General features: G+C 57.9%; 9 protein-coding genes. 5 read left to right on the forward strand and 4 right to left on the reverse strand.

The genetic code is table 11. The annotated features are described in order from the left end of the window. Positions 1 to 5 precede the first annotated feature (5 nt). Entirely contained in the window at positions 6 to 1,088 is a 1,083-nt protein-coding gene (locus ACFDSS_RS02600; RefSeq protein WP_375254201.1) for an isocitrate/isopropylmalate dehydrogenase family protein, read from the forward strand. Beyond that, positions 1,088 to 2,092 (forward strand): Gfo/Idh/MocA family protein, encoded by a 1,005-nt coding sequence (locus ACFDSS_RS02605; protein ID WP_375254202.1) that lies wholly within the window; start codon positions 1,088 to 1,090, stop codon positions 2,090 to 2,092. The genes ACFDSS_RS02600 and ACFDSS_RS02605 overlap by 1 nt, the downstream gene beginning before the upstream one ends. Here the strand turns inward: ACFDSS_RS02605 and ACFDSS_RS02610 are convergent. Both ACFDSS_RS02610 and katG read right to left on the reverse strand, forming a co-directional pair. Next, a complete protein-coding gene (locus ACFDSS_RS02610) occupies positions 2,089 to 3,144 on the reverse strand; it encodes a flavin monoamine oxidase family protein (RefSeq protein ID WP_375254203.1) in 1,056 nt (351 codons plus the stop codon). The genes ACFDSS_RS02605 and ACFDSS_RS02610 overlap by 4 nt on opposite strands. Positions 3,145 to 3,224: 80 nt before the next feature. After that, the gene (gene katG / locus ACFDSS_RS02615) at positions 3,225 to 5,423 is read right to left on the reverse strand and encodes a catalase/peroxidase HPI (RefSeq protein WP_375254204.1); all 2,199 of its coding nucleotides are present in this window, start codon (positions 5,421 to 5,423) and stop codon (positions 3,225 to 3,227) included. Positions 5,424 to 5,556: 133 nt separating this feature from the next. Between katG and ACFDSS_RS02620 the strand changes: the two genes are divergently transcribed. Continuing rightward, positions 5,557 to 6,462, forward strand: a complete 906-nt coding sequence (locus ACFDSS_RS02620) for a LysR substrate-binding domain-containing protein (RefSeq protein ID WP_375254205.1) — start codon at positions 5,557 to 5,559, stop codon at positions 6,460 to 6,462. Here the strand turns inward: ACFDSS_RS02620 and ACFDSS_RS02625 are convergent. After that, a complete protein-coding gene (locus ACFDSS_RS02625) occupies positions 6,459 to 7,334 on the reverse strand; it encodes a LysR family transcriptional regulator (protein WP_375254206.1) in 876 nt (291 codons plus the stop codon). The genes ACFDSS_RS02620 and ACFDSS_RS02625 overlap by 4 nt on opposite strands. 102 nt (positions 7,335 to 7,436) lie before the next feature. Between ACFDSS_RS02625 and ACFDSS_RS02630 the strand changes: the two genes are divergently transcribed. Then, complete coding sequence (locus tag ACFDSS_RS02630; RefSeq protein ID WP_375254207.1) at positions 7,437 to 9,023, forward strand: proton-conducting transporter membrane subunit; 1,587 nt, start codon at positions 7,437 to 7,439, stop codon at positions 9,021 to 9,023. Beyond that, complete coding sequence (locus ACFDSS_RS02635) at positions 9,020 to 11,428, forward strand: YbcC family protein (RefSeq protein WP_375254208.1); 2,409 nt, start codon at positions 9,020 to 9,022, stop codon at positions 11,426 to 11,428. The genes ACFDSS_RS02630 and ACFDSS_RS02635 overlap by 4 nt, the downstream gene beginning before the upstream one ends. 118 nt (positions 11,429 to 11,546) lie before the next feature. Here ACFDSS_RS02635 and ACFDSS_RS02640 read toward each other — a convergent pair whose 3' ends face one another. Next, positions 11,547 to 11,855 carry a hypothetical protein gene (locus ACFDSS_RS02640; protein WP_375254209.1) on the reverse strand — a complete coding sequence of 103 codons (309 nt, stop codon included), beginning with the start codon at positions 11,853 to 11,855 and terminating at the stop codon, positions 11,547 to 11,549. Between the last annotated feature and the right edge of the window lie 66 nt (positions 11,856 to 11,921).

Genomic DNA, 11,921 nt, shown 5'->3' on the forward strand with positions numbered 1-11,921 from the left:
ACCTGATGACCAAGACACTCGATATTGCCGTATTCAATGGCGACGGCATCGGACCAGAGATCATGACCCCTACGCTTGCGATCCTCGAAAAACTGGCCGCGACCAGCGGTGCCTACCAACTTGCTTTCAACATCCTGCCTGCGGGTGCCACGCATTACGCCGAAACCGGTGAAAGCCTGCCCGCCGCCTCGCTCGAGGCCGCGCGCAACGCCGATGCCATTTTGCTCTCTGCGATGGGTCTGCCGAGCGTCCGCTACGCCGACGGGACAGAGATTTCACCGCAGATTGACTTGCGCAAGGCTTTCAACCTTTTTGCCGGCGTGCGCCCTGTCCGGGCTGTCGCAGGTCCGCTGACGCCACTGAAAATCCCGCAAGACAAGGTGATCGATTTTGTCTTGATTCGCGAAAGCACCGAAGGGCTGTTTCACACCCAGGGCACCGGCACCGTGACCGAGAACGCCGCCGAAGAAACCCTGCGGATCACCCGCGCTGTCAGTGAAGACCTGTTCCGCTTTGCGTTCTCTCTTGCCGGTGATCGCAAAGCGCAAGGACGCGGTCCGGGGCGCGTGACCTGTGTCGATAAAGCCAATGTTTTCCGCGCATTCGCCTTTTTCCGCGCGCTCTTTGATGCTGAGGCAAAGAACCATCCTGAGCTGCGCGCCGACCATGCCTATGTTGATGCAACAGCACTCTGGATGGTCCAGAAACCCTGGGATTTTGACGTAATGGTGACCGAAAATATGTTCGGCGATATCCTGTCAGACCTTGGCGCAGGATTGATGGGGGGCTTGGGCGTGGCACCCTCAGCCGATATCGGGTTGCATCAAGCGGTATTCCAACCCTGTCATGGATCGGCCCCTGATATTGCAGGGCAAGGCAAAGCCAATCCTTTCGCCATGATCCTGTCCGGCGCGATGATGTTGGAATGGTTGGGTCTCAAGCATGACATGCGAGAGCTTGTCACCGATGGCGCACGGTTGCGCGACGCCGTTGATGACGTGATTGCGCAAGGCGATGTGCTGACAGGTGACTTAGGTGGGACAGCCACGACCGCAGCGGCGGGCAACGCTGTTTTGGTGGCTCTATGATGAAGGTCGCCTGCCTGGGTGCTGGCTATTTCAGCCAGTTTCATATCGACAGCTGGAACCGCATTGCAGAGGTTGCTCTGGTCGGCGTTTGCGATCAGGATCTGGCAAAGGCGCGGGCGACCCGATTGCCCGCATTTGATGATCTTTCCACGATGCTTGTGACGACGTCGCCTGACGTTCTTGACATTATACTGCCGCCCACCGCACATGCGCAGGCCATCGAAATCGCGATCACGGCGGGAGTGCGCAAGATCATCTGCCAGAAGCCGTTCTGCGCATCTTTTGAAGAAGCGAAAGAGATCAATGAGCTGGCGAAGACGGCGGGCGCAACGCTGATTGTCCATGAAAATTTTCGTTTCCAGCCATGGTATCGGGCGATCAAGGCAGCTCTGGATCAGAACCTGATCGGAGACGTCCTTCAGGCGACATTTCGTCTGCGTCCCGGTGACGGGCAGGGGGCAGACGCCTATCTTGACCGGCAACCCTATTTTCGTGAAATGCCCCAGCTTCTGATCCACGAAACAGGCGTGCATTTCATCGATGTGTTTCGCTATCTCTTTGGTGACCCCAGCCATGTCTACGCAGACCTGCGCCGCGACAATCCCGTGATCGCGGGCGAAGACGCAGGCTATGTGGTGTTTGACTATGCCGGCGGTCAGCGGGCGGTGTTTGACGGGAACCGGTGCCTTGACCATGCCGCCGACAACACACGGCGCACAATGGGAGAGGGGTTGATTGAGGGGACCGAAGGCACGCTCACTTTGACAGGTGATGGCGCGGTGCGGCTGCGCAAATTTGGTGCCTATGATGCGGATGCCTTGCTGCCCCCAGACAATCACGACGGTTTTGGCGGTGATTGCACCCACGCTTTGCAGAAACATGTCGTGCGGGGTCTGATGTCTAAAGGGGCGTTTGAAAACGATGCGGAGACATATCTTGACGTCATTCGCATTGAGCGGGCGATCTATCAATCCGCGCGTGAGGCGCGCAAAATCGCACTTTAGGGATTGGTGGCTAAGATCTGCGCGGCGGCGCGCTCCGACGCCGCCAGTGCGCCCTCGATCAAACCACAATTATCAATACCGATCTCTGATGAGGTAATAATCAAATTACCATCCCAAAGCGGCCCAAGCTGCGGAAGAACTTCGTATGCAGGATGGCCCTGAGGCGCTGCCAAATCAGCTTGGGTTGTTGTGAAAGGCGCTTGCGACCAATCTTCCAGTTTTGTTGACAGCGGTGCGCCCGCTTGAGAGCCAAAAAGGTTCACCAGTTGATCCAAAGCGGCCTGCGCAACGGCATCCGCAGAATTGGCGCGCGCCGCTGCCGGAACACCGATAAATCCAAACATTGCGCCTAACGTACCATCTTCGGGGCTGGCATCGTGGATTTCAATCATCGGGCCGCGTCTGCTGCTGGCGTCACCGGATAAGCCATGGGCACGCCAGAACGGGGTGCGATAGACGGCCACAAATTTCGCGTGGGGGGCCATCCAAGTGGGGACGCTGCGCAGACTCGCGACGGCGTCCACTGATAATATCGGATCGAATGACAGCTCTGCGGCGATGCGCGGCGGAACGGCGAGGACAATCCGGGATGCTTCTACAAACTCCGCTGCCGTTTCCACTCCACGCGGTCTGTCGCTTATACGAAGCGCTGGAGTGTTGAGGTGCAAGCGGTCAGGATCCAAGCCGCCTGCGAGCGTGTTTGTGAGTGTCGTGGTGCCTCCCTCAATTCTGTACGATCCCGCCATCGACATGAAACCGCGGTTCTGGATCACTGCGCCACCTGGCTGTTCATAAAGCTGCACGCCGTCAGCCCATTGTGCGAATGTGCGCAAACCAAGTTCCTGGAGCAATCGCGCGACCCGGGTTTGCCCCGGCCAAATCCATGACGGACCAAGATCAAAGGCCGCGCCATCAACTTGCAATGACTTGATGCGCCCGCCAAGTCGCGCGCGACCCTCAAGCAATTGGAAATCATGTCCCGCGCGCTGCAGGCGCCCCGCGAGCGAAAGGCCGGTCAGGCCTCCGCCAACAATCAATGTGTTCGTTTTCATGGGATTTTGACCTGTTGCCAACTTGGGTTGGCGTAGGGAAGGTCTTGGGCGCAACCTTTAACGGCTGCGCCCGAGGTATCCTATTTCACGTCGAAGCGGTCGAGGTCCATCACCTTGGACCAAGCTGCAACGAAGTCATTGGCGAATTTCGACGCTGAATCATCCTGTGCGTAGACCTCGGCCAAGGCGCGCAATTGGGAATTTGACCCGAAGACCAGATCGACGCGCGTGCCGGTCCATTTTACGTCACCGGTCGCACGATCACGGCCTTCGTAAGTGCCGTCATCGCCGGCTTTCGTCCAAGCAATCCCCATATCAACAAGGTTGCGGAAGAAGTCATTGCTAAGGGTATCTGCTTTGTCGGTGAAGACGCCATGCGACGACCCGTCAGCGTTTGTGCCCAGCATCCGCAGGCCGCCGACAAGCACCGTCATTTCCGGTGCGGATAGCGTCAGCAATTGCGCGCGATCCACCAACATCTTCTCCGATGGCACAGCGTAATCGGCCTTCGAGAAGTTGCGGAAACCGTCGGCTTCTGGCTCAAGCGGCGCGAAGCTTTCGGCGTCGGTTCGCTCTGCGCTGGCGTCCATCCGGCCCGGCGTGAATGGCACGGTGATGTCAAAACCGGCGTTCTTTGCCGCCTGTTCGACCGCAGCCGCGCCACCCAAGACAATAACATCCGCAAGCGAGACCTTCTTGCTGTCAGATTGCGCATCATTGAACGATGCCTGCACACCTTCAAGCGTTGTCAGCACATTTGCCAACTGCGCGGGCTTGTTGACCGGCCAGTCCTTCTGCGGTGCCAGACGGATACGCGCGCCATTTGCGCCACCACGCTTGTCGGAATCGCGGAACGTGGAAGCAGAGGCCCATGCCGTTGACACCAATTCAGATACGGACAAGCCGGATGCCAAAATCTTCGCTTTCAGACTTGCAACATCTGCGTCACTCACCAGCGGATGATCGACCGCAGGGATCGGATCTTGCCAGATCAGGTCTTCTGCCGGGACTTCATTGCCCAAATACCGGGCTTTCGGGCCCATATCGCGGTGGGTCAGTTTGAACCATGCGCGGGCGTAGGTATCGGCGAAGACATCTGGGTTTTCCAGATAATGCTGTGAAATGCGCGCATAGTCAGGATCGAGTTTCAGTGCCATATCAGCTGTTGTCATCATCGGCGCGTGGCTGCGGGACGGATCATGGGCGTCAGGCACGGCGTCGCTCATTGCGCCAGCAGCAGGATGCCATTGGTGTGCACCGGCAGGGCTTTTGCCCAATTCCCATTCATTTCCGAGCAGCGTTTCAAGATAGCTCATGTCCCAAGTAATCGGGGTTGGTGTCCAAGCGCCTTCGATGCCGCTTGTTGTCGCGTGAAGGCCAACACCGCTTTCAAAGCCGTTCTTCCAGCCAAGGCCCATCTGCTCCATCGGTGCGCCTTCAGGCTCTGGGCCCATGAGTGCCGCGTCGCCAGCGCCGTGGGCCTTACCGAAGGTGTGACCGCCCGCAACCAATGCAACGGTTTCTTCGTCGTTCATCGCCATGCGCGCAAAAGTGTCACGGATATCGCGGGCAGAGGCGAGCGGATCGGGATTGCCGTTCGGGCCTTCGGGGTTCACGTAGATCAGGCCCATCTGCACAGCGGCGAGCGGGTTTTCCAACTCGCGGTCGCCGGAATAACGAACGTCGCCCAGCCAGGTGTCCTCTTCGCCCCAATAGACGTCCTCTTCCGGTTCCCAAGTATCGGCACGACCCCCGGCAAAGCCAAACATCTCAAGCCCCATGGATTCCATCGCGCAATTCCCGCACAGAACGAAAAGGTCGGCCCAGGAAATCTTGTTGCCGTATTTCTGCTTGATTGGCCAAAGCAACCGACGACCCTTGTCGAGGTTGCCATTGTCCGGCCAGCTATTAAGAGGCGCAAAGCGTTGCTGACCACCACCGGCACCACCGCGGCCATCGGCCGTCCGGTAGGTGCCTGCCGCGTGCCATGCCAGACGGATAAAGAACGGCCCATAGTGTCCGTAATCCGCGGGCCACCAGTCTTGGCTGTCCGTCATCAGCGCGTGAAGGTCTTTCTTCAACGCTTGCAGGTCGAGCTTTTTGAATTCTTCCGCATAGTTGAAATCCTGACCCATCGGGTCGGACGCGGGTGCGTGCTGGTGCAGGATTTTCAGGTTCAACTGATTGGGCCACCAGTCTTTATTGCCGCGCACGCTGTGCGTGGTGTTTACCGCGCCGCCATGCATCACTGGGCACTTACCGCCATCTGTTCCGTCCATGATCTTCTCCTTCATTCATTCTTGCGTGCCGCATGCCACCAAAAGCAGGTATGGCTGCGATTCCCGAATGCAATACCACGTCGCATTGATTGATTTAAGTTGTGTTTTTGAATTATTTCCATAATTTCAAGTTATGAATAATCTGACACTCAGACAGCTTCGCTATTTCGAGGCGCTTGTGAAACATGGTCATTTTGGCCGTGCGGCCGAAGCCTGCGCGATCTCTCAGCCTGCATTATCCGTTCAAATCAAGGAGCTTGAGCAGAACCTGGGCAACCCTTTGTTTGATCGCGGCCCGCGGCAAGTCCGGCTGACGGCCTTTGGGCAAGACTGGGCGTTGCGGGTGCGCGATATTCTGCGCGCTGTCGATGAACTGGGCGAAATGGCGCGTGCGGCTCAGTCCGGCATGTTGGGCCGGTTGCGGATCGGGGTAATTCCCACGATTGCGCCCTATCTGTTGCCGCCGTTAATCGGTCAGTTGGCGCAGCGCTATCCCGCGCTCTCGCTTGATGTGCGTGAAACCGTCACCCCGAAATTGTTGGAGGAATTGGGTGACGGGCAAATTGATACCGCGATCGTCGCGCTGCCGGTCAATGAGCCAGCCTTCCAAGAGGTCGCGCTCTTTGACGAAACGCTGATGTTGGTGCGGCCAAGAGCGCAAGCCGGGCAGCCGGTGCCCAGCGCGGACGAATTGCGTGAACTGCGTCTGCTAATGCTCGAAGAGGGGCATTGTTTTCGCGATCAGGCACTTTCATTTTGCAATCTGCGAGGGGCCAGGCCGCGCGGCGGGCTGGAGGGCAGCTCACTCTCTACCTTGGTGCAGATGGTCGGGGCAGGGATTGGTGTGACGCTGATCCCTGACATGGCGGTGCCGGTTGAAATCCGCTCCGCCCCGGTATGCGTTGACCGCTTTGCAGCACCGGAGCCGATGCGCACGGTCGGGATGATTTGGCGCAAGACCAGCCCGCTTTCCCGGCAGCTCGACGAAATCGCGCAGATCGTCGGCGATGTTGGACGCGATTTGCCGGCGCGCGGCTAGATGTGACTTTCCAGCAGTGGTGCAAGCAAGGGGTTCGGAAATTTCCGGTCAATTGTCACGGCATGGAAGCTTTCTGACAGACCCATATCGTGTCGTGATTCAACCAAGAGACCGCTTGCCAGCTCATTCTTGACGACAATCGGTGTCAGCACCGCAAGCCCAACGTCCTCACGCGCCAAAAGACGCATCAGCGCCATATCATCGACCTCTGCGGCGATTGTGGGGGCCACGTCAAGGCGTGCGCAGAGCCTGTCAAAGCCTGCGCGCACAGGATTGTCTTCGGTCGGCAAAATGACAGGGTTGTCGCGTAGCAGGTTTCTTAGTCCGATTTCGCCGCGCAACCGTTCTGGCTTTCCGACAAGGCTCACCGGGGCATCCGTGATCGGCTGGGTGGTGAATGACGACATCGCGTCATGTGGCGGCACCAGATTGGTCAACACCACATCAAGCCCAAGCGTTTCGAGACCTTGTAATAGCTCGACTAGCGTACCTGACCGCAAGACAAGCTCCACATCAGGCTGATGCAGCAGGGGGCGCAGGAATTCTACCTGAAAGTTGCGCGACAGGGTCGCCAATGCCCCAACCCGAAGCACTTTGCGCGGGCGCCCTTCCTGGCTGAGCGTGCCAATCAAATCCTTGCCCGCCGCAAAGATTGTATCGGCGTAGTCCAACGTGATCCTGCCGGCCTCCGTCAAGTGCAGTTGACGGCCGCGACGTTCAAAAAGCGCATGGCCCAAACGGTCTTCGAGTTTGCGGATCTGAACGGACAGCGCAGATTGCGACAGGTTCAGTTTTTCCGCTGTTCGCGTCAGGTTTCCTTCATGGGCGACCGCCCAGAAGTAGCGCAGGTGGTTGTAATTCATTTCAGCCATATCGTTTCATTTAATCGAACGATTTATAGCAAACAATGAATTTTTTATGTGCGTCATCCTGACCTATCTCCTCCTGAAACACGAAACAGCCGGAGATCCGTCATGTTACTGAACGCTCTGCCCCTACTCGCACCGCTTATCTTGTTGGCTGCGGCCTTCGTGCCACGCTACCTGAGCGATGTTGATGCACGCAAAGGCGCGTGGATTGCGGAAATGGCGAGCCTTGGCACAATCGCGGTCGCGCTGCTTTCCGCGATTGTGCTGGCGTCGTCAGGCAGTGGTGACAGCTTCCTGATTGGCGTCTTCGGGATTGGCATTTCGACACGGCTGGACATTGTCAGCCTGGTGATGCTGTTGCTGGTGTCTTTCATCGGCTGGGTCGTTGTGCGCTACGCCAGAACATACTTGGATGGTGAAGCGCGCCACGACAGCTTCACCTTCTGGCTTCTTTCCACGCTTTCGGTTGTGCTTTTGCTGGTTCAGTCCGGCAACGTGGCGCAATTCGTCTTTGCCTGGGTCGCGACAAGCATGTGCCTGCATCAATTGTTGGTTTTTTACCCGGAGCGTGACGCGGCCCAACGCGCAGCGCGCAAGAAATTCGTTTTGGCGCGGATCGGAGATTTCGCGCTTTTTGGGGCGGCGGTCCTGCTGGCTTTCGCCTATGGCACTACGCAGATATCGGCAATACTGGCGGCTGCCGAAAGCGGGCAAGGTGGCGGCATGGCAGCGAGTGCCGCGGCCCTTGTCGCCCTTGCAGCAATCCTGAAATCGGCGCAATTCCCGCTGCATGGCTGGCTGACCGAAGTGATGGAGGCCCCGACCCCTGTGTCTGCCTTGCTTCACGCCGGTGTCGTAAACGCTGGCGGCTTTGCGCTGATCCGCTTTGCTGACGTCATGATCTTGTCGCCATTGGTGCTCGCATTCCTTGTTATGATCGGCGGCTTCACTGCGCTCTTCGCAGGGCTTGTCATGTTAACTCAACCCACGGTAAAAGCTTCGCTTGCATGGTCCACCATTGCGCAGATGGGCTTTATGATCCTGCAATGCGGTCTGGCACTTTTCCCGCTGGCGCTGCTGCACATCGTGGCACATTCGGCCTATAAAGCTCATGCGTTCCTGTCGGCAGGCGGCGCAGTTGATGGCGTCACGGCTATCCGCAAACCCGGACCTGTCGCTGTGCCAGATCTTGACGCGGTTACACGGGCGTTTGCTGCGGCATTGGTCATCTACGGTGTGGTCTATGCGCTGCTTGGCTTCGCCTTCGGCTTCGGCGGCAAGTCACCGCAGGCGGTCGCGCTTGGTGCAATCTTGATCTTTGGTGTGGCGTATCTATTGGCACAAGGCTTTGCGGATGAAGCACCCAAAGCGCTGACACAGCGCACCGCAGCTTATGCGCTGATCTCAACCCTGAGCTATCTGATCCTGCAACGCACCTCAGAGTGGCTGACATCGGGCACTTTGCCCGCAACACCAGCCGCCGGCGCATTGGAGTGGGCGTTGATCTTGCTGGCCTTGCTCAGCTTTGCGCTCGTGGCGCTGGCGCAGGCCACTTTGCCGCTCTGGTCCTATCACCCAGCCGCACAGGGGTTGCGGGTGCATCTGTCAAACGGGCTTTATATCAATGCGATTTCTGACCGCCTGCTGGGTGGCTGGATCAAGACATCAACTTCGAAGGGAGCGGTACAATGAAGGTGGACGTATTTGCCGGCTACGCAGGCCGACAGCTTGAAATAATCGCCAAGGCAGAGCACGCGGGGCGCGCCATCCCACCGCTTTGGCCGCTGGCGTCCTCTGTTGCGGTGAACCCGTTTCTGGGTCAAACAGACAAAGCCTTGACGGATGTTGCAGCACTGCTGGGGCGTGTGGCCGGGACGTCGGTGATGATGCCGCGGAGCTGGTATTATGACAAAATCACCAATGGCACGATCAGTAAGCAGGATTTGGACGCCGCACTTGCGCAGTTTCCGCAAGCGGCTGACAGCACCGGCGCACTGAAAGCCGCTGCGAGAGGCGATACATCGCCAATCACTGCTCTGCCAACTGTTGCGGATCTGGCCGCCGAAGCCTCTGGCATCGATTGGCCGGGGATTATCACAGAACGCTTTGGCGCGTGGGCGGCAGGCTATTTTGATGCAGGGCAGGCGCTTTGGCAGCACAAGCCTGGTCGCGATGCATTTGGTGCGTGGCGGGACTTTGCGAGCCGTGATTTGACGGCAGAAATCGCTGGCCTCCGAGGCTTCGGCGCATTGGTCGCGCAGACGCCGTCGCAATCGCGCAGCGCATTGGTAACAGCATCTGAGATGCTGGATTTGGCGCCAGAGGCCGCTGAAACGTACTTCCACCAACTCCTTTTGGGATTGGGTGGGTGGTCTCAGGTGGGCCGCTATCGGCTTTGGCAGGCAGAGCTTGCTGGCGACAAAGACGGCACAACAACGGATCTGTTGGCGATCCGCTTGATCTGGGAACAGGCGCTTTACGCCCAATATGAGACAGAGATCGCGGCGAAATGGGCAGAGGTCGCCAGCCAGCATGCAACACCTGTTGCACCAAGCATTGACCAGCTCGTCGACGCGGCCTTGCAGGCGGCTGCTGAATTTGCAGATCAGCGCGCGCTTGCGCAGACATTGAGCGTGCCCTCTGCGATATCGCTTGAAGGGCGCATGGCGTTGCAGGCCGCTTTCTGTATCGATGTCCGTTCTGAAGTGTTCCGCCGCGCGTTGGAAAGCGTTGATCCGTCAATTCAGACGCTCGGTTTTGCGGGGTTCTTCGGTTTGACGGCCGCACACAAGAGCTTTGCCTCCGATGTCGAAGAAAAGCGTCTGCCGGTTCTTTTGAACCACGGCGTGACCAGTCAATCGGGTGGGGCCAGCGACGCTGCCGATCAAACGGCGCGCTTTGCTGCACGGGCACAGCGCGCATGGGGCCGGTTTAAGCTGGCAGCCGTGTCGTCCTTCGCGTTCGTCGAAGCGACAGGCCCGATTTACGTCGGCAAGTTGTTGCGCGATGCGCTGGGTTTGGCAGAGGCAAAAGCACCTGACGCCCATAAACCGATCCTGGATGAGAGCTTTGGACTGGCTGACCGGATCGGTGCTGCGACGTCTATTCTGACGGCCATGTCGATGACGGATGACTTTGCGCCATTGGTGGTTCTCTTCGGTCATGGTGCGAATGTTGTGAACAACCCGCACAAGAGCGCGCTGCATTGTGGCGCCTGTGGCGGCTATTCCGGCGAAGTTAACGCGCGGCTTCTAGCCGATATGCTCAATGACAAAGCTGTGCGTGCGGGGCTTGCCGAAAACGGGATAACTATTGCGCAAGACACGCTCTTCTTGGGGGGCTTGCATGATACGACCACTGACGATGTGACGATCTATGCGGATGATTTCGCAGGCCACAAGCATGGCATACATTTGAAAACCGCGAAGGCGTGGCTGGCCTCTGCTGGTAAGATCGCGCGAACAGAACGCGCCTTGCGCCTGCCGCGTGCCGTAGATGGTGATGCGGTCAAGAAGCGGAGCAACGATTGGTCAGAAACACGGCCTGAGTGGGCACTTGCCGGATGTAAGGCATTCATCGCAGCACCGCGTGACCGGACCAAGGGGAAGGGTCTTGCGGGGCGTGCTTTCTTGCATGACTACAACTGGCAGAAGGATCCTGACTTCGGCGTATTGGAACTGATCCTGACCGCGCCTGTGGTGGTCGCAAGCTGGATTAGCTTGCAGTACTACGGATCAGTTGTTGCGCCGGATGTGTTTGGTGCGGGCAATAAGCTGCTGCACAATGTGACTGGCGGCATCGGTGTTGTTGAAGGTAACGGTGGTGCATTGCGCGGCGGTCTGCCTTGGCAGTCCGTGCATGATGGCCAAGGCTACGCGCACGACCCTTTGCGTCTCTCGGTTTGTGTTGAGGCACCGGTTGAAGCGATCACCGCGATCTTGGCAAAGCACACCGATGTACGGGATCTCTTTGATAATCAATGGTTGCATCTGTTCAAGCTTGACGCGAATGGGCAGATTGAACAACGCTATACCGGAGATCTGGAGTGGGCCAGGTTTGACGGTGTCCAGCCGGAACCCGCGCCAAAGGCTGCGTGATGTGTCTGAGGCACCGTGGGGGTTTTCCACATGCGCGGCGGAATCCAATGTCGCGGCCTTAAACCCGTTTGGCGGCCGCAACGTCTGGAATGCGGATCGCCCGGAATACTCTGAAGCGCTATTGGCGCTTGCTCTTGAACGGGCAAATCTGCACCCAATTGACGCTGTCCCAGTCGATCGACTCTGAGGGCAACGCCTTGATGATTTCAAGGCGGCACTTCTGGCGCGCCGCCTCATTGTCGACGGTGTGCGTCGAAATCATGAGGTAAACCGCCTTTTCAACATCGAGGCTTACCGGCTTTTTGAAGGTGGTACGGGCTTGGTTGATGTCACGAGGGGGTGTTTCGTCCTCGGCAATCCGCTTTGCGCGCCATGCATTTTCACTAACATGGAAAAATGGGACGAATGAATGTGGGAACATTTGCATTGGGTATCACCGTTACTAACAACATTTACGCGTCAACAGGTGCATTCAACTGATAGTCACCCTGAC

Source organism: Yoonia sp. (genome assembly GCF_042093035.1).
Lineage (GTDB): Bacteria > Pseudomonadota > Alphaproteobacteria > Rhodobacterales > Rhodobacteraceae > Yoonia.

Bases quoted from the DNA above. Each gene is read 5' to 3' on its own strand.
- ACFDSS_RS02600 (WP_375254201.1), top strand. From the start codon at position 6: ATGACCAAGACACTCGATATTGCCGTATTCAATGGCGACGGCATCGGA.
- ACFDSS_RS02605 (WP_375254202.1), top strand. From the start codon at position 1,088: ATGAAGGTCGCCTGCCTGGGTGCTGGCTATTTCAGCCAGTTTCATATC.
- ACFDSS_RS02610 (WP_375254203.1), bottom strand. From the start codon at position 3,144: ATGAAAACGAACACATTGATTGTTGGCGGAGGCCTGACCGGCCTTTCG.
- katG (WP_375254204.1), bottom strand. From the start codon at position 5,423: ATGGACGGAACAGATGGCGGTAAGTGCCCAGTGATGCATGGCGGCGCG.
- ACFDSS_RS02620 (WP_375254205.1), top strand. From the start codon at position 5,557: ATGAATAATCTGACACTCAGACAGCTTCGCTATTTCGAGGCGCTTGTG.
- ACFDSS_RS02625 (WP_375254206.1), bottom strand. From the start codon at position 7,334: ATGGCTGAAATGAATTACAACCACCTGCGCTACTTCTGGGCGGTCGCC.
- ACFDSS_RS02630 (WP_375254207.1), top strand. From the start codon at position 7,437: ATGTTACTGAACGCTCTGCCCCTACTCGCACCGCTTATCTTGTTGGCT.
- ACFDSS_RS02635 (WP_375254208.1), top strand. From the start codon at position 9,020: ATGAAGGTGGACGTATTTGCCGGCTACGCAGGCCGACAGCTTGAAATA.
- ACFDSS_RS02640 (WP_375254209.1), bottom strand. From the start codon at position 11,855: ATGCAAATGTTCCCACATTCATTCGTCCCATTTTTCCATGTTAGTGAA.